General features: G+C 71.5%; 18 protein-coding genes. 12 read left to right on the plus strand and 6 right to left on the minus strand.

The features are described from left to right. The first annotated feature begins 37 nt into the window (after positions 1–37). Positions 38–811, plus strand: coding sequence for an IclR family transcriptional regulator (locus tag ACPYO4_RS01860; RefSeq protein WP_425707500.1), 774 nt, complete (start codon positions 38–40; stop codon positions 809–811). A gap of 90 nt (positions 812–901) precedes the next feature. On the opposite strand, the gene ACPYO4_RS01865 is transcribed toward ACPYO4_RS01860, so the two are convergent. Together ACPYO4_RS01865 and ACPYO4_RS01870 are read right to left on the minus strand one after the other, a co-directional pair. Beyond that, positions 902–1,867 (minus strand): alpha/beta hydrolase, encoded by a 966-nt coding sequence (locus tag ACPYO4_RS01865; protein WP_425707501.1) that lies wholly within the window; start codon positions 1,865–1,867, stop codon positions 902–904. After that, positions 1,854–3,566 carry a flavin-containing monooxygenase gene (locus ACPYO4_RS01870; protein WP_425707502.1) on the minus strand — a complete coding sequence of 571 codons (1,713 nt, stop codon included), beginning with the start codon at positions 3,564–3,566 and terminating at the stop codon, positions 1,854–1,856. The genes ACPYO4_RS01865 and ACPYO4_RS01870 overlap by 14 nt, the downstream gene beginning before the upstream one ends. Before the next feature lie 430 nt (positions 3,567–3,996). Between ACPYO4_RS01870 and ACPYO4_RS01875 the strand changes: the two genes are divergently transcribed. Further along, positions 3,997–4,713, plus strand: coding sequence for an IclR family transcriptional regulator (locus tag ACPYO4_RS01875; RefSeq protein ID WP_425707503.1), 717 nt, complete (start codon positions 3,997–3,999; stop codon positions 4,711–4,713). Positions 4,714–4,980: 267 nt separating this feature from the next. Next, positions 4,981–5,937 (plus strand): ABC transporter substrate-binding protein, encoded by a 957-nt coding sequence (locus ACPYO4_RS01880; RefSeq protein ID WP_425707504.1) that lies wholly within the window; start codon positions 4,981–4,983, stop codon positions 5,935–5,937. Positions 5,938–6,003: 66 nt separating this feature from the next. Here the strand turns inward: ACPYO4_RS01880 and ACPYO4_RS01885 are convergent, their stop codons facing one another. Continuing rightward, positions 6,004–7,710 carry an alpha/beta-hydrolase family protein gene (locus tag ACPYO4_RS01885; protein WP_425707505.1) on the minus strand — a complete coding sequence of 569 codons (1,707 nt, stop codon included), beginning with the start codon at positions 7,708–7,710 and terminating at the stop codon, positions 6,004–6,006. A 174-nt stretch (positions 7,711–7,884) separates the two neighbouring features. Between ACPYO4_RS01885 and ACPYO4_RS01890 the strand changes: the two genes are divergently transcribed. The 4 genes from ACPYO4_RS01890 (at position 7,885) to ACPYO4_RS01905 (ending at position 12,327) form a co-directional block, all read left to right on the plus strand. Further along, entirely contained in the window at positions 7,885–9,216 is a 1,332-nt protein-coding gene (locus tag ACPYO4_RS01890) for a histidine kinase (RefSeq protein WP_425707506.1), read from the plus strand. Beyond that, entirely contained in the window at positions 9,204–9,845 is a 642-nt protein-coding gene (locus tag ACPYO4_RS01895) for a response regulator transcription factor (RefSeq protein ID WP_425707507.1), read from the plus strand. The genes ACPYO4_RS01890 and ACPYO4_RS01895 overlap by 13 nt, the downstream gene beginning before the upstream one ends. Next, on the plus strand, positions 9,845–10,720 hold the full coding sequence (locus ACPYO4_RS01900; protein WP_425707508.1) for a DUF4097 family beta strand repeat-containing protein: 876 nt from the start codon (positions 9,845–9,847) through the stop codon (positions 10,718–10,720). Before ACPYO4_RS01895 ends, ACPYO4_RS01900 begins: the two co-directional genes overlap by 1 nt. 164 nt (positions 10,721–10,884) lie before the next feature. Then, positions 10,885–12,327, plus strand: a complete 1,443-nt coding sequence (locus tag ACPYO4_RS01905) for an alanine/glycine:cation symporter family protein (protein WP_425707509.1) — start codon at positions 10,885–10,887, stop codon at positions 12,325–12,327. A 133-nt stretch (positions 12,328–12,460) separates the two neighbouring features. Here the strand turns inward: ACPYO4_RS01905 and dps are convergent, their stop codons facing one another. Both dps and ACPYO4_RS01915 read right to left on the minus strand, forming a co-directional pair. After that, complete coding sequence (gene dps, locus ACPYO4_RS01910; protein ID WP_425707510.1) at positions 12,461–12,976, minus strand: DNA starvation/stationary phase protection protein Dps; 516 nt, start codon at positions 12,974–12,976, stop codon at positions 12,461–12,463. A 181-nt stretch (positions 12,977–13,157) separates the two neighbouring features. After that, complete coding sequence (locus tag ACPYO4_RS01915; RefSeq protein WP_425707511.1) at positions 13,158–13,583, minus strand: hypothetical protein; 426 nt, start codon at positions 13,581–13,583, stop codon at positions 13,158–13,160. Positions 13,584–13,767: 184 nt separating this feature from the next. Here ACPYO4_RS01915 and nagB point away from each other — a divergent pair, with 184 nt between their 5' ends. Beyond that, the gene (nagB, locus tag ACPYO4_RS01920) at positions 13,768–14,553 is read left to right on the plus strand and encodes a glucosamine-6-phosphate deaminase (protein ID WP_425707512.1); all 786 of its coding nucleotides are present in this window, start codon (positions 13,768–13,770) and stop codon (positions 14,551–14,553) included. 106 nt (positions 14,554–14,659) lie between these two features. Here the strand turns inward: nagB and ACPYO4_RS01925 are convergent, their stop codons facing one another. Beyond that, the gene (locus ACPYO4_RS01925) at positions 14,660–15,232 is read right to left on the minus strand and encodes an NADPH-dependent FMN reductase (RefSeq protein WP_425707513.1); all 573 of its coding nucleotides are present in this window, start codon (positions 15,230–15,232) and stop codon (positions 14,660–14,662) included. 240 nt (positions 15,233–15,472) lie between these two features. Here ACPYO4_RS01925 and ACPYO4_RS01930 point away from each other — a divergent pair, with 240 nt between their 5' ends. The 4 genes from ACPYO4_RS01930 to ACPYO4_RS01945 all read left to right on the plus strand — a co-directional run bounded on the left by ACPYO4_RS01930 (position 15,473) and on the right by ACPYO4_RS01945 (position 19,416). Next, entirely contained in the window at positions 15,473–16,417 is a 945-nt protein-coding gene (locus ACPYO4_RS01930; RefSeq protein WP_425707514.1) for an ion transporter, read from the plus strand. Positions 16,418–16,561: 144 nt separating this feature from the next. Next, on the plus strand, positions 16,562–16,987 hold the full coding sequence (locus ACPYO4_RS01935) for an SRPBCC family protein (RefSeq protein ID WP_425707515.1): 426 nt from the start codon (positions 16,562–16,564) through the stop codon (positions 16,985–16,987). A gap of 75 nt (positions 16,988–17,062) precedes the next feature. Next, positions 17,063–18,886, plus strand: coding sequence for a DNA-3-methyladenine glycosylase 2 family protein (locus tag ACPYO4_RS01940; RefSeq protein WP_425707516.1), 1,824 nt, complete (start codon positions 17,063–17,065; stop codon positions 18,884–18,886). Beyond that, positions 18,883–19,416: a methylated-DNA--[protein]-cysteine S-methyltransferase gene (locus ACPYO4_RS01945; protein ID WP_425707517.1), complete on the plus strand. Its 534-nt coding sequence runs from the start codon at positions 18,883–18,885 to the stop codon at positions 19,414–19,416. The genes ACPYO4_RS01940 and ACPYO4_RS01945 overlap by 4 nt, the downstream gene beginning before the upstream one ends. The last annotated feature ends 403 nt before the right edge of the window (positions 19,417–19,819 follow it).

Raw genomic sequence — 19,819 nt, forward strand, 5'->3', positions numbered from 1 at the left:
CCGTGGGAAGGGGCGATACGTGGCGGATGATGCTCCGATGAGCGACCAGGCGGACGAGCGGCGGACCTCGGTCGACAACGCACTCAAGCTGCTCGATGAGCTCGTCCGCCGCGGGGAGATCCGGGTGCACGAGGCAGCCACCTTTCTCGGTGTCGCCCGATCAACCGCCCACCGTCTGCTGGCGGCGCTGGTCCGTCATGGTTTCGTGCGGCAGCGCACCGCAGGAGGCCCGTACGTGCCGATGGTCATCCTCGACCGGCCGGTGGTCCCGAAGGTCACGCACGAGCGCATGATCGCAGCGGCGGCCCCGGTTGTCCGCGCCCTCCGGGACGAGACGGAGGAGACTTCGCACCTCGCGCTGCTCCAGGGGAACAGCGTGCGTTTCGTCGTGGGGTACCAGGGGAGTCGCGACGACAGCACGCCGCTCCGCACCGGAATGGTTCTGCCGGCCCATGCGACAGCAGTCGGCAAGGTGATGCTGGCAGCGCTGCCTGCCGAATCGCTGCGGCACCTCTACCCACGTGGCGTCCAGGTACTCACGGACGCGACACTGCGGACGGAGGAGGAGATCGGGACCCACCTGCGTGACGTCGCCCGACGCGGCCACGCGACGAATATCGCGGAATCCGCGGAGGGGCTCACTGCCGTAGCCGTGATCGTTCGGGACGCCGAGGCAGCGCCGGCCGCGGCGATCGCCGTGGCCGGACCGGCGGAGCGGATGCCGGCTGTCCGGCTGCCGTACATCGTCAGCCGTATGCACCGAGCGGCGCTCGACATTCAGGCCGAGCTGCTCGGTCCGGCTCGTCCGTAGCGCGTCTTTGCCGCCGACAACTCATGATCTCTTGACCCAAGGGCCACCACGACACGGGACTTGACCTCCGATCGCCCGGCTCGGCAGCGCCTACTGCCGGGCGGGCGATGCTGATTCGAGGAATACTCGCGTGGTGGTTGTGATCTGGTCGAGCACCTTCGCTGCCGCCTCGACCACGGCATGCATCGACAAGAAGGCGTGCCCCAGCGTCGGCGCCGTGATGACCCGTGTCTCGTCGTCGTGGGCACGCAGCAGTTCGGCGAGCTCGGACGCCTCGTCCCGTAGAGGATCATGGCCGGCGATCACCACGCAGGTGCGTGGTAGGTGGCGCAGGTCCCCGCGGAGCGGCGAGACCCGGGGGTCCGCACGGTCAGCATCGGCCGGTAGGTAGCGCTCGACGTACCAGGCGAGATCAGGCGTCGAGAGCAGCAGCAGGGGGTCGTCGTGCCGCGCATGCGAGGGACGCCGTCGCCCGAGGTCGACGAGCGGGGTGACGAGCACCGCGCCGGCGAAGGAGCTCCGCTCGGTCGCGCCCATCGACTGCAGCGCGCCGAGCACAAGGTTCGCACCCGCGCTCTCGCCCATGACGACGACGGGGCAATCCGACCGTTGGATCTGATTGATCAACAGCTCTGTGGTGGCCGTGAGCGCAGCAGGGAAGGGCGACTCGGGGGCGAGTGGGTACTCGACGGACAGCACGTCGCACGATGAGTCGAGCGCGAGACGGCGGCACGTCGGGTCCGCGTGGGCGATTGACCCGAGGACCCAGCCTCCGCCGTGCAGGTAGATGACGGTGCCGAGGGAACGACCGGTCAATGTGTATCGGCGGAGCGGCAGGCCGCAGCTCTCGAGCGCGAGCACCGAGTCCTCGACGAGCAGGCGGGGATCCTCCGGCGCGTCCGGCGGCAGAGGCATCTGCGCCCGCGCCTGGTCCGTCGTCAGAACGGCGACCGAGCGCCGGCCCGCTGCGCGCGAGACACGTAGCGCTTTGTCCAGCAGAGGGTCGAGCGGCAACTCGGGGATGTCGGTCCCCGAGCCGTGATCAGTCGAACTCATAGTGCTCCGCATCGACCACGCGCGTCGCACGCCAGTAGTCGAGCGTGCGGTAGGGCCAGTTCTGGGTGACTCGTCCTCGTGCGTTCTTGTACCAGCTGGACACCTCGGATGCCCCCCATGCCATGAGCGCGTTCGCCCGGTCGAGCTCCTCGTTGTGTCGGAGGTACGGGCCCTCTCTTACTTCGACCGTGCGGTGATCCCCCTCGAGCAGGGCACGGGCCGCCTCCAGCACGACGTTCACCGCGAGCTCCGAGAACAGGAGGATCGAGCCGTTGACCACGAGGTTCGTGTTCGGGCCGTAGAGGCAGAAGAGGTTTGGAAAGCCCGGCACAGTGATGCCGTGAAAGGCGCGGGCGTCGCCGTCCCAGTACGCGTGCAGGTCGCGGCCGTCACGTCCGGTGACGGTGAGCGAACCGAGAAACTCGGACGCCTTGAACCCGGTGCCGTAGACAAGTACGTCGACCTCGTGCAGCACACCGTCGGACGTGCGTACGCCGTCGGGTTCAAGCCGTTCGATCGGGGCTGTGACCAGCTCGACGTGCGACTTCGAGAGCGTCTCGGCCCAGGCGCCGTCGTCCCGCAGCATGCGCTTGGCCCCGGGCGGGTACGACGGAGTCACGGCAGGCAGCAGGTCGGGCCGTGCACCGAACTGGTTTTCCAGGTAGCCCGTAAGCACCTCGCGGAGCTCGTTGTTCTTCGCGGAGACCGAATCGGTGCCCGTCCAGGTCGGGTCGACCTCGACGTACGGGCGGCGTCCTTCGACCGTCGTCCAGAACTGGAACAGCCGATACCACCGGTAGTAGTGCGGAACGTGACGCAGCAACCAGGTCATGCCCGGTGCGATGCGCTGACGGTAGTCGGGTGCCGGCAACAACCAGGGCGGTGTGCGCTGGAAGACAATGACGGCGGGGCTGCTCGACGCGAGCTCGGGGATCGCCTGGAACGCGCTGGCACCGGTGCCGATCACGCCGACGCGACGGCGACCGACATCGACGTCGTGCCGCCAGCGGGCCGTGTGCCAGCGCGGGCCCGAGAAGTTGTCCGACCCGGGGATGTCGGGGATGTTCGGCTGGTTGAGCTGGCCGGTGGCACTGACGACCAGGTCGGTCGTGAGCGTGCTCGTCCGGCCCGCCGAGTCGACCAGGCGGGCCGTCCATTTCTTGGTCGAGTCGTCGAAGTCAAGGGAGCTAACGGTCGTGTCGAACGTGATGAGCTCGCGAAGCCCACGACGATCCGCCACGTTTCGGAAGTACGAGTAGATAGCGGGCTGCGTCGAGTACTGCGTGGGCCAGAGCTGGGTCTGTGCGAACGTAAAGCTGTACCCGAAGTTGGTGGTGTCCAGCCGGCAACCGGGGTAGGTGTTCTCGTGCCAGCTCCCACCGACGTCCGAGTTCTTCTCGACGACGGTGACGTCGACTCCGGCCTGGTGCAACCTGTGGGCGCAGGAGAGTCCGGAGAGTCCGGCTCCGATCACGAGGGCGGAGAGGCGGCGCTCGCCGAAGTCGGACACCGTCCACGTCGGTGCGCCGGCGTCACCGGGATACGCGAACTCGTGGGCCAGCAGATCCGTGTAGTCGTCGTCAGCCGGGCCCGTGAGAAAGTCGAAGAGGTGCTGCGCCGTACCGGCATCGCGCATGTCGAGCGCGGAGCACGGGCCGTCGCGAAGCTGCCGCAGCGCGTCGAGCGCCAGACCGCGCAACGTGCGCTGCTCCGAGTCCGAGAGGCCCCCCTGCGCAGGCGGTATCGCCCCGGCCGTGTCTCCGGAGGGCCGAAGGTGGGGCGAGACGAGGTCGAGGCGACCGGTTGCCTGGGCCAGCGCTGCCATTAGTGGGAGCAGCTCCGCGTCGCGGACGGCGTCGCGGAGTTCGTCGTCGCTGGCCGCGATCGGTTCGACCGGCCGATCAATACGGACATCGTCGGCCGCCTCCGCCGCTGGGGCTGCCTGGTCCGTTCCCGCCAGTGGGTGCATCGTGTCCTCATCTTCGAGCTGATGTGCGCATAATGCACGAACTGCGCGCACTGTGCCCATAGTAGGGTCGGCGACCGTGGCGACGTCAAGAACTTCAGCGGCACGTGCGGTGGGTGGCTCGGTCGACGGACTGGTCGACCGGCGGTCCACCGTTCAGGCCGTGGACCGCGCGATGCTGGTTCTGGACGTGCTCTCGGCTAGCAGCGGTCCGCTCCCCGTCAAGGATGTGGCGGCGCGAGCCGACCTTGATCGCACGACCACGCACCGCCTCCTCAAGTCGCTTGCGGGACGTGATCTTGCCGAGCAGGGTGAGAACGGATGGCGCCTGGGTGTGGGGACGTTCCGGCTCGGTCGCATCTACCTCGACTCCCTGCCGTTTACGACCGTCGCTCCGGCCTATGCGCTTGACCTGTTCCGCTCGCAGGTGCAGCACCGGCCGTGGTCGGTCGTGGTCTCGTTGCTCCTCGACGACGCCGCAGCCATCGTCGATCGATACTGGAGCGACACGGCGCCGCTGTCGACCGTTCTTGAGATCGGCGCGCTCCTGCCGCTGGATCGAAGCGCGACCGGGCTGGCGCTCCTGGCGACGATGTCGGACGACGAGGTTCGACGGCGGGTCGGCGCCCCGCGTGCGACCGAGCTCGAGGAGCTCATCGACGAGGCGCGTGCCGATGGCGGTCTCGCGTGTGTCCCTCATCTGCTTCACAACGACGTGCATGCCGTGGCGTGTGCGGTGCGTGGCCCGAGCGGGGCTCCGGTCGGTGCGATCAACGTCAATGGTGTGGACATCGAGGACCAGCTCCGACCGGACTCCGAGCTTGCTCGCGGCGTCAAGCGGGCCGCAGACAGGATCAGCGTGGTTCTTAGTTCGCGCTGACGCCCTTTCGAGGGGTGGGTCCGGCGGTGCGTGGACTGCCGAGTTTGGGGCGCATGAGCGCCGGTTGAGCCGATAGTGCCCGTGTCGCCTCGGTTCGTGATGGGTCGCCCGAACGATGCCGCCGATCCTTGACCGGGTGGTCGCGATGGTGTTTGACTCAAGCCGCGCGCGAAGTGCACACATAGTGCACTATGCGCACAATGCGTCGTTGAGACGACACAAGCGGACGAGGAGGACGCGATGATGCGTCGTGGAGCAGGTGGATGGTTGGTCGTTGCCATGGGGGCGTCGCTCACGTTGGCAGCATGCGGAAGTGAGGATGGGGAGGGGGCCGAGGCGTCGACCGAGGAGGGGTTGGTACCTGTGGCGATCGCTGAGACGCCCGGGATGCCTACCCATATCGTCGAGTTCGGCATCGAGCAGGGTTTCTTCGAGGATGCGGGCCTCGACGCCACGGTGACCAGCATTGCCGGCGGCTCACAGCAGGTGACCGCAGCGATGGCGGGTGAGGTTCAGTTCACCGGCGGAGACGTCGTCTCCATCAATACGTTCCTCGCGCAGGACATGCCCCTCGTCGTCGTCGGCCCTGGAACCGCGGCCAGCGAGGAACCCGAGGACGACTTCTCCGTCGTGGTCGTGCGGGACGACTCTCCGATCCAGGAGCCAGAAGATCTCGAAGGAGCTTCGCTCGCCACGAACGAGCTCGACAACATCACTGCACTCGGTGTGGTGGGGGCGCTAGACAACCTGAGGCTCGACACGGAGGCGCTGGAGTTCGTCGAGATCCCGTTCCCCGAGATGGTCGCCGGCGTGGAAAACGGGCACGTGGACGCCGCGACCCTGATCGAGCCGTTCGCGACGATCGCCATCTCCCAGGGCTACCGACCCGTACTGCATCCGTTCGCGAGCTGGGAGCCTGAGACGCAGATCGGCATCTCCCTGACGACCCAGGAGTATGCGAGCGAGAATCCAGAGGTCGTGGAGGCATTCCAGGCGGCGCGACTGGCGACAGCCCAGTACGTCACGGAGAATCCTGACGAGTTCCGATCGGCGCTCCTCGAGCTGGGCGAGTTCGACGAGCAGGTCGTCCAGGACATGAATCTGCCGCTCTACCGAGAGGAGCTCGACCGCGAATCGATCGAGCGAGCAGCGGCGCTCATGGTCGACCACGGCATCCTGGACGAGGTGCCGGACTACGAGGGACACATCGACGACGGGGCCTGACGGTTCCCGCGACCTATCGGGAGTGGTCCTTGCCCAAGGACTCGCAGCATCGTTCCTGCGCTCCCGCTACCGCCCCGGGACGAGACCCGCGCGGATGATCGCCTGCAGGTCGGTGTAGTCGACGTCGAGCTCGCCGCCCAGGACGGCCGCCCAGCTCGGCAGCAGCTCGGAGTGGTAGCTGTGGGCGGTCCCGCCCTGCAGCGTCACCGAGCTCGGCATGTCGACGGCCATCTGCCAGAACGTCACCCACGGATACCAGTTGACGGCCTTCGACACCTGACGGCCGGCCTTCTCCCGGACCCACCGCGGGGCCCGCCACAGCAGGTCCGGGGACCAGAAGACGACCGGGTCGTTGGAGTGCTGCTGGAAGACGAACCGTGGCGACTCCCACGGGACGTACGGCTCGCCGAACGCACCGTGCATGAGCTCGGACGGCCGGGACACGAACCGCACGTGCCGGCCGTGGTCGACGATCGGCAGGACCTCCGGCGAGCCGCGCCGCGAGGAGGCGACGAGCTCGCGCCACATCCGGGTGAACCGCGGCGTGCCGATCCACACGCCGCCGTCGGTGCGCTCGAGCATGTCCGCGGCCGAGGAGAACGCGGCGAGACCGCCGTCCGTGCCGAGGGACTCGCCCCCGACGTAGAGCTTCGGCTGCTTCTCCGGCGGAAGGGACCGCACCGCACGCTCGACGGCCTCGAACAGGGCGATCCCGGCCCGCTGGGCGGTGTGACGGTCGCTGACCCACGCCAGCCCGCTCGGGAGGTAGGAGTACTGCATCGAGACGATGGCGCAGTCCCCGCCGGTGAGGTACTCGATCGACGAGCCGTTCCACTCCTGCACCCACCCGGAGCCGGTCCCGGTGAGCACGACGACGACGGATCGCTCGAGCCCGCCTGCCCGCACCAGCTCGCGGCACGCGGCCTCGGCGGTCTCCTCGATCTCGCGGTCCTCGAGGAACCCGGCGTACGCGCGGATCGGCTCGAGCGCGGGCGTGCCGGTGACCCGTTCGATGTCGGCGCGCCGCGGGCCGTCGCTGACGAACACCTGCCCGTGGCGGCCGAGCGTGTCGAACGACTCCAGGGAGGCGGGCGAGCCCGAGCGCTCGGGCTCGGCCGGCTGCGACCGCCCCGGGGCACGGCGCGCGTTCTGGTCCTTCGCCTGCACGGCGAGGCGGCGCAGCGCCCGCCGGACGAGGAGGCGGTCCGAGGCGTAGACCACGGCGGTGGCCGCGATCCCGGTGGAGAGCACGGGCACGAGCACCTTCGGGGCCACCCGGCGCACCACCGGCGAGATGGCGCGTGCCCCCGCCGTCGTCGCGCGCGCGGCAAGGAGCACGACCCCGAACCCCGCGGTGCCGGCGACGAGCCCACCTGCGTGCCCGGCCGCCGTGACGGGCTCGGTGCCCGCGAGCTCGGCGATCTCGTTCTGGCGGCGCAGGGAGCGCAGGAACGCGGTGGCCGTCCCGACCCCGAGGGCCGACTGCCACACGGCCTTCACGCGACGCTCGGTGCGCGGCGACATGTCCGAGCGGAGCTTCGCCAGCCGCCCCACCCCGCGGACCCCCGCGACCGTGCCCTCGCCCACGAGGTACCCGTAGGCCTGCGAGAGACCGACGTTGACCGCGGTCATCCACCACTGGCGCGGCAGGAGCGAGGGGCCCAGGGCGACCCAGGTCGCGATCTGCGCCCCGGAGGCCCCGGCGTTGTCGAGGGCCCTGAGGACCGGGCGGGTACGGCGCAGGGCGCCCCGAGCAATGGATCGCCTGGCCATGCGTCCCATCCTGACAAACCGGCGCGACGGCGTCGTCCGCCGTCCGGTGGAGATCGGCGCGGTGCGACGTGACCCAGGTCCCCCTCGATGTCCACCACCCGGGGGATATCCCCCGGTCGGGTCGTCTGCCAGCACCCTGCCCGGCCCGTCCCCGGGCGCAATAGCGTGACCGTCATGAACCCGACCTCTTCCACCGCCCCGGGCGTCCCCGGGCCGGCCGCCGCCGTCGGCCGTGCCTCGTTCGGCCGCGCCTCCCTCGGTCGCGCGGCCGGCCTGGCCGCCTCCGGTCTCGCCGACCTCGTGTTCTCCGGGATCGTCAGCCTCACGCTGGCGGTCACGGTCGTCACGCTCCTGGCCACGGGAGCGGGCCTTGCCGTCATCGGCGTCGGTCTGCTCCTCCTGGTGGGCACGCTCTACGTCATGCGCTGGGGCGTCGAGCTCCACCGGTGGAAGGCGCGCTCCCTGTACGGCGTCACCACCGCGCAGGGCTGGCGCAGCCCGCCGCCGCACGCCCGCACCCCGGGGTTCGGCAGCTACGTCGCCCGCCAGTGGGACCGGTTCAAGGACCCCGAGATGTGGCGCGGCATCGGCCGCATCGCCGCCGGCGCGATCCTCGGCATCGTGCTGCTGACCTTCGTGCTGTGGTGCGCCCAGCGGGTGGGCATCATGATCGCGGCGCTGGCCCGCGGGTACACGGGTGTCCCGCTCGGCCCGTGGGTCCTCGACACCTGGGCGATGGTCCTCGTGACACTCCTGCTCGTCGTCCTCGGCGCCCTGACCTGCCTGCTCTACGCCCACCTGTCGCGCGCCATCGACGCCGAGCTGCTCGGTGCCGTCACCCGCGCCGAGTACAGCGAGCGGATCCACCGCCTCGAGGGTGCCCGGCACGGCGCGGTCTCCGCCGCCGAGGACCAGCGCTACCGCATCGAGCGCGACCTGCACGACGGCGTCCAGCCCCAGCTCGTCAACGTCGCGATGACGCTCGACATGGCGCGCCGGGCGTTCGCCACGAACCCGGACGAGGCCCAGGCCCTGCTCGACGAGGCGCACACCTCCTCGAAGGAGGCCATCACCTCGCTCCGGCAGACGGTGCGCGGCATCCACCCGGCCGTCCTCACCGACCGGGGGCTCGACGCCGCCCTCTCGGCGCTCGCCGCACGGTCCACGGTGCCGGTCGACCTCGCCGTCGACCTGAGCGAGCGGCCCGGGCCGGAGGCGGAGGCCACCGTGTACTTCGTCGTCGCCGAGGCCCTGGGCAACGTCGCCAAGCACTCCCACGCCTCGTCCGCCCGGGTGACCGTCCGCCCGATCGGCCCCGACGGCGACCACCTCCAGGTCGTCGTCTCCGACGACGGCGGTGGCGGGGCCACGCTCGACGCCGGGGTGAGCCACACCGGGCTGCGCGGCATGCGGGACCGGCTCGCCGCCGTCGGCGGGTCGCTCACCCTGACCAGCCCGCACGGCGGCCCGACGACGATCGTGGGTGAGCTGCCGTGCGGATCGTGATCTGCGAGGACTCCGTCCTCCTGCGCGCCGGGCTGGAGCGGCTGCTCACGTCCGCCGGCCACGAGGTGGTCGCCGCACTGCCCGACGCCACCGGCCTGCTCGACGCGGTGCGTCCCGGCGTCGACCTCGCCCTCCTCGACGTCCGGATGCCGCCCACGTTCACCGACGAGGGGGTGCGCGCCGCCCTCGAGCTGCGGCGCCGGGACCCGCACGTGTCCGTGCTGCTGCTCAGCCAGTACGTCGAGCACTCCTACGCGGCCGACCTCGTCGCCCAGCACCCGCACGGCCTGGGCTACCTGCTCAAGGACCGGGTGGCGGACGTCGGCGACTTCCTCGAGGACGTCGACCGCATCGCGGCCGGCGGCACCGTCCTCGACCCCGAGGTCGTCTCCCAGATCCTCGTCCGGACCCGAAGGAGCCAGCCCTTGTCCGACCTCACACCCCGGGAGAAGCAGGTGCTGGCTCTCATGGCCGAGGGCCGGTCCAACGGCGCGATCGCCGCCGCCCTCAAGGTCTCGCCCGGATCGGTCGAGAAGCACGTCTCCGCGATCCTCCTCAAGCTCGACATCCCCAATACCCCCGACGAGAACCGCCGCGTCCTGGCGGTCCTGCGCTACCTGGAGTCCTGATGAGCACCGACGACACCACCCGCGAGACACCCGCCCGGGAGGCTCCCGTCCCGACGGCCTCCACCGGCCCCGGCAACCCTGGCCGAACGATCCTCGTCGGCCTCTCGGCGCTGCTCGTCGGGCTCGCCGCCGTCCCGCCGGCGCTGGGCTACGTCCAGGGCCGGCCGGACGGCCGGCCCCTCGACGTCGACGGCACGACGGCGGCGACCACCATCGAGGTCGACACCGACCGGGCCGACGTCACGGTCGTGCCCACGGCCGGTGACGAGATCGAGTGGTCCGTCGTCGGGGGGCGCGGCACCACGTCCGCGGACCTCACCGAGAGCGGGGACACGGCCACGCTCGAGGTCGACGACGGGCGCGGCGGCTGGGCCAGGATCGGTCCCAGCTTCGACCTCGACTGGATGGGGCGGCGCTCGAGCGACACCGCCCTGGTGACGGTGGCGGTCCCCGAGGGGACCGACGTCGTCGTCAGCTCGGGCTTCGGGCGCGTCCAGGCCGAGGACGTGGCGCTCGGCGACCTGAGCGTGGAGTCGTCCTTCGGGAGCGTGCTGGCGTCCGGGTCCGCCGAGAACCTCGACCTGCGCCTCGACTACGGCGAGGTCACCGCCGTCGACCTCGCGGTCGCCGGGGCGATCGAGGTCTACGCAGACTTCGGCGACGTCGAGCTGCGCTCGCCCGAGGTCCCGACGTCGGTCGACGTCGAGGCCTCGTTCGGCGACGTCACCGTCGCCCTGCCGCCCGGGCCCTACTCGGTCTCGCACGGCTCGGACCTCGGCGACGTGCGGAACCTCCTCGAGCAGGCCGGCGACGGGCCGACCGTCCCGGTGCGCCTGCACACGAGCTTCGGATCTGTGACCGCCGAGACGTACTGAGGCGCGCGGCCGACGGCCGGCCGTGATCCGGGGCTCCGGGCCGCTTCGCCCGGGCCCCGGCACGTCCCCGACATGCCCCACGTCACACGCCTGTCATGCGCGCGTGGCAGTGTTCTCCCACCGCGGCGCCATGAGGGCGCCGCACCTGGCGGGGGGAGCAGGGCATGGACCGGATCGAGGTCGTCCTCGGTGACATCAGTGCGTTCGTGTGGGGGCCGTGGCTCCTCATCCCCCTCCTGGGGCTCACGGGCGTCATCCTCACCGTTCGCCTGCGCGGGATCCAGTTCCGCACCCTTGGTGCGGCGCTCCGCCTCGGCATCGGGCGTCGCAAGGACGCGGGCGCCGACGACGGGGACCTCTCGCAGTTCCAGGCGCTGACGACGGCGCTCGCCGCGACGGTCGGCACGGGCAACATCGTCGGCGTCGCCACGGCGATCGGCGTCGGTGGGCCCGGCGCACTGTTCTGGATGTGGGTGACCGGGCTGTTCGGCATGGCGTCGAAGTACACCGAGGCGTTCCTCGGCGTCCGGTTCCGCACCACCGACGCCGCCGGCGAGAAGTCGGGGGGCCCGCAGTACTACCTCGAGCGCGGGATCCGGGGCCCGCTGGGCAAGATCCTGGGCCTGTTCTTCACGATCGCGGCGGCCATCGCCGCGTTCGGCATCGGCAACATGACGCAGGGCAACTCGATCGCCGGAAACATCGAGGGGTCGTTCGGCGTGGACCGGTGGATCACCGGCATCGTGCTCACGGTCTTCGCGCTGGTGGTCCTCGTCGGTGGGATCAGGTCGATCGGCCGGGTGACCGCCGGGTTCGTACCGATCATGATCGCCTTCTACGTCCTCGGCGCCCTGTTCATCCTCGCGGTCAACATCGGCGACCTGCCTGCCGCTCTCGGCCTCGTGCTCAGCGACGCCTTCACCGGGACCGCCGCGACCGGCGGATTCGTCGGGTCGACGATCATGCTCGCCGTCCAGTTCGGCGTGGCCCGGGGCATCTTCTCCAACGAGTCCGGCATGGGGTCCGCCGCGATCGCCGCCGCGGCCGCGAAGACCACCCACCCGGTGCGTCAGGGGCTCGTCTCGATGACGCAGACCTTCATCGACACGATGATCGTCGTCACCTGCACGGGCCTGGTCATCGTCACCACCGGCGTGTGGGACGTCGGCGAGGACGGGGCCGCCACCATGACCGGGGAGGCGTTCAGCCACGGGCTGCCGGGCGACTGGGGGCACTACATCGTCACCATCGCGCTGGCGATGTTCGCGTTCTCCACCGTGCTCGGCTGGGCCTACTACGGCGAGCGGTGCATGGAGCGGCTGTTCGGCCGCAGGCTGGTCATGCCGTACCGGGTCGTGTTCTCGCTGGTCGTGTACGTGGGCTGCACGGTGCCGCTCGCCGCGGTGTGGAACTTCTCCGACGTCGCCAACGGCCTCATGGCGCTCCCGAACCTGGTCGGGCTGCTCATCCTGTCCGGCCTGGTGGCCCGGGAGACGCGGCACTACCTGCGTCACGACCCGCGGCTGACGGCCGGCAAGGCAGAGGTCGACGCGTTCATGGCGGGCCACCCCGGCGGCATCGACACCTACGAGTCGACCGGTCGCTAGGCGGCGCGGGCAGGAGGGGCGGGAGCGGGGATCGGGCCGGGAGCTCGGGCACGGAGCTCGTTCGGCCGGCCGTGCACGAGAACGGGGCCCGGGCAGCGCTGCTGCCCGGGCCCCGTCCGTGCGCCTGGTGCGGTCAGGCCCCCTGGACCTGGCCCGCGTTGTTCTCGAGGTGTGCGCGGACGAACCACTGGAACTTCTCGAGCTCCGCGGTCTGGCCGATGAGGATGTCCTCGGTCATCGGGTCGACGTCGCCGACGGCCTTGATGGCCTTGCGGTGGTCCTCGACGACGCCCGTGTAGACGTGGTCGAGCGCGGTGAGGTGCTCCTGCGTGCTCGCGCGGCCCACCGCGTAGTCGTCCCACGTGCGGTCCTTGACGAGCGCGCCGGGGGTGCCGATGGGCTCGGCGCCGAGGGTGGCGATGCGCTCGGCGAGCTCGTCCGCGTAGCCGCGCACGAGCTCGACCTGGGGGTCGAGCATCTCGTGGACCGCGATGAAGTTCGGGCCCACCACGTTCCAGTGCGCGTGCTTGAGCGTGAGGTGCAGGTCGTTGAGCGCGTGGAGCCGGTGCTGCAGCTCGTCCGCGACGGAGCGCCCCTCGGTGAGCGAGAGGCCCGGGACGGTGTAGCCGGAGTTCGTGGAGTCAGCCATGATCAACCCTTCCGCAGCGTGTGTCGCCGCTTGTCATACAGTCCCGCAGGGGGTCGCTTCGTGGGCGTCCGGCGGTGCGGGGTGAACGGTTCCCATGGTAGTCGGCACGGCGGTGCGGGGGCCACCGGAACCGCATGATTCCGCCGTTGGAAGGCTGTCTGACTAGACACGCAGGGAAGGCTCACCTAGCGGCGAGCACCGCCGTGAGACCGTCCAGACCGGTGTGTGCGGTCAGTGCGAAGTACACCGCGAGGACGGCTCCCACGGCCCCGACCGCGACGGCCCACGTGGGCGGTCGAAGGTCCGGTGCGGAGCTCTTGCGCAGCCTCAGGAGGACCGCGACGAACGCGAGCACGAGGACGGCGGCCGCGATCGCCTGGAAGACGTCGAAGCGGAAGAACTCCACCACCTCGCCGTTGACGGTGCGCATGTTCTGGATGTTGAAGCTGACGACGAGCGGGAGGACCGCGAAGATCGCCGTCACCCAGGTCGGCCCCGGGATCGTCCTGTGCCACGGCCGTCCGGAGGCCGAGCCGGAGGCGGACGCGGGGGCGGGGGCCTCGTCGGTGTCGGCGGCCTGGATGTGCGGGGGGAGCGAGGAGGACATGGCTGCATCGTGGCCGGTCAGGACCGGTGCGCGCTCGGCGCGAACAGGGGAGTGCTGACCGGGCAGAGGTGTCCGCCGTCGTCGTCGGGGACACTGGTCCTCTCGCGGGAGCCGCCCGCGAGGGGAGGCCGGCCCGCATCCGGAGCGACCGGGGCCCGGCCCCGGGGAGAAGAGGCAGCTGCCCGTGGACGTCGTCATCGTTCCCACGCCCGCCGAGGTCGGCGAGCGCGCCGCCGAGGTCACCGCGCGACTGCTGCGCGCCGCCGGCTCCGAGGCCGTCCTCGGGGTCGCCACGGGCTCGAGCCCGCTCGGCCTGTACGCGGGCCTCGCCGAGCGCGTCCGCGCCGGTGAGCTCGACCTGTCCCGCGCGTCCGCCTTCGCCCTCGACGAGTACGTGGGCCTGCCCGACGGTCACCCGGAGTCCTACCGCGAGGTCGTCCGACGCACCGTGACCGAGCCGCTCGGGATGGACCCGGCGCGCGTCCACGTGCCCGACGGGCAGGCTGCCGACCTGGACGCCGCCTGCGTGCGGTACGAACGTGCGATCGCGGAGTCCGGCGGGGTCGACGTCCAGATCGTCGGCGTCGGTGTCAACGGGCACATCGGGTTCAACGAGCCGGCGACCTCGCTGGCCTCGCGCACCCGCGTCGAGCTGCTCACCGATGACACCCGGCGCGCCAACTCCCGGTTCTTCGCGTCGATCGACGAGGTGCCGAGGCGGGCGGTCACGCAGGGTCTGGGGACCATCCTCGACGCCCGTCACGTCGTCCTCGTGGCGACCGGCAGCGCCAAGGCGGACGCCGTGACCGCCGTCGTCGAGGGGCCGGTCGGTGCGCGCCGGCCGGGCTCGGTGCTGCAGCTGCATCCCGAGGTGACGGTCGTCGTCGACGAGGAGGCCGCCGCCGGCCTCGAGCTCGCCGACTACTACTGCCAGATGACCGACGCGCGGGAGGCGCTGCTCGGCGACTGACCGCGCCCGGCGCACGGGTGCGGAGACGGCTCGGCGCCGCCCTCCGGAAGGTTCCGGAGGGCGGCGCCGAACGGGCGTGCGGGGGATGCGGGGGCGTGAGGGGGTGTCAGGCTCCGACGTTCGCGCCGCGGATCGCGGCGAGCGCGGAGGTCATCTGCTCGACCGAGGCGAGCAGCGCGTCGATCTCCCCGTCGCGGCGGGCGTCGGGCTGGACCCCGTTCTCGCCGAACTCGGTGAACAGGCTGAGCGAGACCTGGCCGCGCACGGCCACCATCTGTGCGTTGGCGACGATCTGGCGCCACTGCTCGACGGCGCGTACGCCGCCGTCGGCGCCGTAGGAGACGAGGCCGACCGCCTTGTGCGCCCACTCCGGGGCGATCGTGTCGAACGCGTTCTTGAACGCGCCGGGCACGCCGTGGTTGTACTCGGGCGAGACGAAGATGAACCCGTCGTAGCCGTCGATCTCGGTGCTCCACGCGCGGGCCTCGGCGGTGCCGTACTCGCGGTTGGCGGCGCCCGGGACGACCGGGTCGGTGAGGATCGGCAGGTCGAACGCCTTGAGGTCGACGATCTCGTAGTCGACGCCGTCGCGCTGCTGGGCGTGGCTGTACACCCACTCGGCGACGGACTGGCCGGCGCGACCCTCGCGAACCGAACCGATGATGATGCCGATCTTCATGTGCGCTCTCCGTAACGATGTCGGGGTCGTGCTGCGGTCGCCGGCGTCAACGGGAGCGCGCCTAGTTCCATTCCTATGCATGCGGTGGGGCGGGTCACGTCTCAACTCCCCGTCCCCGACGCCGGGTGCGGGGGGCTGTCCTGGCACGATGCTCCTGGCCGGCGGCGGACGCCTCCGCCCGGTGCCACAGCACCGTCGCACTGTCCGGTGCCTCGTCCCGTCATCCAGCGGAGCCCAGCAATGTCCACGACGACGCACGTCCCCGAGCGCCTGGAGCAGCACGACCGTGCCGGGTGGCGCGTCCGCCTCGGCGAGCTCGTGACGTCGCCCGGTGTCCAGCGGATCGTCGTCGTGCTCATCATCGTCAACGCGGTCACGCTCGGCCTCGAGACGTCCGCGACCGTCATGGACCGCGCGGGCGGCCTGGTCCTCGCAGTCGACTCGCTGTGCCTGCTCGTGTTCACGGTCGAGATCGCGGCGAAGCTCGTGGCCTTCGGCGGCCGCTTCTTCGAGGACGGTTGGAACGTCTTCGACCTGCTCGTCGTCGGGATCGCGCTCGTGCCCGGGTCGGGACCGCTGGCGGTGCTCCGCTCGCTGCGCGTGCTGCGGGTCCTCCGACTGGTCTCGGTGCTGCCGCGGCTGCGGTTCATCGTCGAGGCGCTCATGCACTCGCTGCCCGGCATCGGCTCGATCGCCCTGCTGCTGGCGATCATCTTCTACGTCTCGGCCGTGATGGCGACCTCGCTGTTCGGGACCGGGCACCCCGAGTACTTCGGCGAGCTCGGCGACTCGCTGCTCACGCTGTTCCAGATCATGACCCTCGACAGCTGGGCCGGGGCGGTCGTGCGGCCGATCATGGAGACGCAGCCCTGGGCGTGGATCTTCTTCGTCGTCTTCATCCTCGTCTCGGCGTTCACCATGCTCAACCTGTTCATCGCCGTCATCGTCGACACGATGCAGTCGATCGGGCACGGGCGCGGACAGGTGGAGGACGCGGACGAGGTGGCCGACGACGTGGCGCGGCACCCGGGCGACGACGAAGAACGGCACCGGGGTGACGACGTGGCTCGGCACCCGGGCGACGACGAGGAACGGGCGCAGCTCGCCGAGGTGCTCGCCGAGCTGCGGGCCCTGCGCGCCCAGGTCGACGCGCTGCCCGGGCAGCGCGTCGACGCGGAGTCCTGAGCCCGGCGTACGACGTCGGGCCCGAGCGCCGGCCGGACCCCGGTGGTACTGCCGGGTACCCGGCGGTGCTGCCCGGAACCCGGGCGTGCCGACCGGTCGACCGCTACGGTGTGAGGACTCCTCCCGCACAGAAGCGAGGTCGACATGTCGCACGACATCGAGGTCACCGTCACCGTCGACGCCCCCCGGCCGGAGGTCTGGCGCGCGTTCACGGTCGACGTCGGGATGCGTCCGTGGTGGTGGGCCGAGGCCGGGGACGTCACCTTCGAGCTGCCCGAACGCGTGGACGGCCGGTACCGGATCGCGTCGCGTTCGCTGGACCTCGCCGTCAGCGGGTGGTTGCTCGAGAGCGACCCGCCCGCGCGTCAGGTCCTCACCTGGCTGCGCGAGGGCGAGGCGCCGCCGGCCGACCCGGAGTTCGACCATGTGACGATCACGCTCGAGCCCGACGGCTTCGCGACCGCCGTCACCGTCCGGCACACGACGCACCTGGGCGACCCGGCCGAGCTCGAGCGCGCCTGGCACGGGCTCCTCGGCTCGCTCGTGCGCCTCTACGACAACACGCACTGAGCAGGCCGACGGGCAACCACCGCACTGTCCGAAAACCGCCGGTGGTGAGCGTCGTCGTCGTGCATGCTTGACCGCGTGAGCACCGCGATCGACGACGCCGCCGCCTACGCGGCGTGCTCGGCGCGCGACCCGCGCTGGGACGGCCGCGTCTACCTGGGCGTGACCTCGACGGGCGTGTACTGCCGCCCCTCCTGCCCGGCGCGGATGCCACGGCGGGAGAACTGCCGCTTCTTCCGCACGGCGGCGTCGGCCGCGACCGCCGGGTTCCGCGCGTGCCGCCGCTGCCGGCCCGACACCCTGCCCGGGCGCCGCGCGCCGGGGGAGTCGCCGGAGCTCGTCGAACGCGCACTGGCGATGATCGCCGGCGGCGTCGTCGACGAGGTGGGTGTGCCGGGCCTGGCGGCGCGTCTGGGTCTCCAGGAGCGGCGCCTGCACCGGATGCTGACGGCCGAGCTCGGTGCGGGGGCTCTCGCCCTCGCGCGGACGCGGCGCGCACAGACGGCCCGCACGCTGCTCGAGCAGACCGACCTGCCCGTCACCGACGTCGCGTTCGCGGCCGGCTTCGCCTCCGTGCGTCAGTTCAACGACGTGGTCCGCGCCGAGCTCGGCGCCTCGCCGACCCAGGTCCGGGCCCGGGCGCCACGATCGCCCGGGGCGCGTGGGCGGGGCGTGCCCCGGGGTGCGTCCTGGGGTGCGGACGGTTCGGGCGAACGGGTCGCCGACGGCGCGGCCACGCTCACGCTCCGCCTGCGGGTCCGGCCGCCGTTCGACGGGCCGCGCCTGGCCGCGTCGATCGCCCAGCACGCCGTCGACGGCGTGGAGACCGTGACAGACGTCGAGGCGACCGCGACGCTGCACGCGGGCGGGACGTTGCACGCGTCAGCGACCGATGTCGGGGCGACCGCGAGGCTGCACGCTGCCGAGACGTTGCACGCGTCAGCGACGTTGCACGCGGCGGGCGGGCCGGCGCGTGTCAGCGTGGAGCTGTCGGACCTCTCCGGCGGTGGTCCGAAGCCGTGGGACGGCGACCGTGCGCACGTGGCGATGCGCGCCGACCTGACGGACCTCGCGGACCTGCCGGCCGTCGTCGCTCGTGTACGCCGGTGGCTGGACCTCGATGCCGAGCCGGTCGCCGTCGCCGACCACCTGGGGTCGGACCCGCTGCTCGCGCCGCTGGTGGCCGCCCGTCCGGGGCTGCGCGTGCAGGGCAGCGTCGACGCGTTCCGCACGCTGATCGTGGCGATCCTTGGCCAACAGGTCTCCCTCGCGGCAACCCGCACCTTTGCCGGACGACTCGTCGGGGCGCTGGGCGAGGCCGCGCCATGGCGCGGCTCGGTGTTGACGGGCGCGAGCGTCCTCGGAGAGGCGACGGGCGGCTCTCCCATGGCCCCCGACGACGCCGGAGCGGCCGGACCGTCTCCGGCCGCTGCGTCCGGGGCCGTTGCGTCCCCGGCTGATGCACGTCCGGCCGGGCCGGCTTCGACCGATGTGTCCCAGGCTCTCCTGTTTCCGACGCCGGAGGCACTCGCTGCGGCCGGCCCGGAAGCGATCCGAGAGGCCGTGCGCATCCCCGCAGCCCGTGCCCGCACCGTGCACCGCGCAGCCGAGCTGGTCGCGGGTGGGCTCGACCTCGGACCGGGAGCGGATGGCGAGGACGTGCGCGCCGCTCTGCTGGACGTCTCCGGCATCGGGCCGTGGACCGTCGACCTCCTCGAGCTGCGCGGCCTCGGCGACACCGACGCGCTCCCGCCCGGCGACCTCGTGCTTCGCCGCGCGCTCGGGCGCCTGCTCGGCACGACGCCCGACCCGTCTGCCGTCACGGCGCGGGCCAAGAGCTGGCGGCCGTGGCGCGCCTACGCCACCACGCACCTGTGGACCGACGAGATGGAGAGACCATGAGTGAACAGCTGCACGTCCTCACCGTGCCGAGCCCGGCCGGAGACCTCACCGTCGTCGTCGAGCCGGGCACCGGCGTCCTGCGGGGCACCTCGTTCTGGGGTGCCGACGACATCCTCGGCAGGCTCGGCCTGGGGCCGGACGAGGTCGTCGGGGGCACGGGTGAGCCGGCGCCACGCACGCCCGCGACCGACCGGGTCGTCGAGACCTTCGCCCGGTACGCCTCCGGTGAGATCGACGCGCTCGACGCCCTCGAGGTGTCCCAGCCGGGCGGACCGTTCACCCAGCGCGCGTGGGCGGCGATGCGCGAGGTGCACGGCGTGGCTACGTACGCCGAGATCGCCGAGACGGCCGGCAGCGCGACGGCGTACCGCGCCGCGGGCAGCGCGTGTGCGCGGAACCTCGTCCCGGTCGTCGTGCCGTGCCACCGGATCCTCACGTCCGACCGCCGGGTCGGCGGCTACTACTTCGGCGGCGAGACCAAGACGGCGCTCCTCGAGCACGAAGGCTCCCTCGGGAGCGTCCACCGCTGACGGGTGAGCGCGGTTCGGTAGGAACGAACCGCGCTCACTCGTGGGGCAGAACGGCCCTCACTCGTGGGGCAGAACGGCCCTCACTCGTGGGGCCGCACCGCGCTCACGCCGGACTAGGCACGACCTGGTTGGACCGAACTCCGCTCACTCGTCGGGGATGGCGGAGGCCCGGCGCGGTGTCGTCGGTGAGTCAGCGGGGTAACCGTCGAGGCAGTGCACCCGGGGGACTGCCTCGACGGTTACCCGATTGTCTGGGCGACGGTGCGACACCGCGGCCAGCTCATCCATGGGCAGAACCGCGCACACTGGTCAGGCCCGGGCAGCGCCACGCTCACTCGTCGGTATCTTGACCGGGTGCGCGCGGGCGCCCTACCGTATCCGAGTAATCGATTTCCCAGCGACC

This window comes from Georgenia sp. Z1491, assembly GCF_049856175.1.
GTDB lineage: Bacteria > Actinomycetota > Actinomycetes > Actinomycetales > Actinomycetaceae > JB111.

Bases quoted from the DNA above. Each gene is read 5' to 3' on its own strand.
- ACPYO4_RS01900 (WP_425707508.1), top strand. From the start codon at position 9,845: ATGAGCACCGACGACACCACCCGCGAGACACCCGCCCGGGAGGCTCCC.
- ACPYO4_RS01905 (WP_425707509.1), top strand. From the start codon at position 10,885: ATGGACCGGATCGAGGTCGTCCTCGGTGACATCAGTGCGTTCGTGTGG.
- ACPYO4_RS01930 (WP_425707514.1), top strand. From the start codon at position 15,473: ATGTCCACGACGACGCACGTCCCCGAGCGCCTGGAGCAGCACGACCGT.
- ACPYO4_RS01860 (WP_425707500.1), top strand. From the start codon at position 38: ATGAGCGACCAGGCGGACGAGCGGCGGACCTCGGTCGACAACGCACTC.
- ACPYO4_RS01945 (WP_425707517.1), top strand. From the start codon at position 18,883: ATGAGTGAACAGCTGCACGTCCTCACCGTGCCGAGCCCGGCCGGAGAC.
- ACPYO4_RS01865 (WP_425707501.1), bottom strand. From the start codon at position 1,867: ATGAGTTCGACTGATCACGGCTCGGGGACCGACATCCCCGAGTTGCCG.
- ACPYO4_RS01885 (WP_425707505.1), bottom strand. From the start codon at position 7,710: ATGGCCAGGCGATCCATTGCTCGGGGCGCCCTGCGCCGTACCCGCCCG.
- ACPYO4_RS01925 (WP_425707513.1), bottom strand. From the start codon at position 15,232: ATGAAGATCGGCATCATCATCGGTTCGGTTCGCGAGGGTCGCGCCGGC.
- ACPYO4_RS01935 (WP_425707515.1), top strand. From the start codon at position 16,562: ATGTCGCACGACATCGAGGTCACCGTCACCGTCGACGCCCCCCGGCCG.
- ACPYO4_RS01890 (WP_425707506.1), top strand. From the start codon at position 7,885: ATGAACCCGACCTCTTCCACCGCCCCGGGCGTCCCCGGGCCGGCCGCC.
- dps (WP_425707510.1), bottom strand. From the start codon at position 12,976: ATGGCTGACTCCACGAACTCCGGCTACACCGTCCCGGGCCTCTCGCTC.
- ACPYO4_RS01915 (WP_425707511.1), bottom strand. From the start codon at position 13,583: ATGTCCTCCTCGCTCCCCCCGCACATCCAGGCCGCCGACACCGACGAG.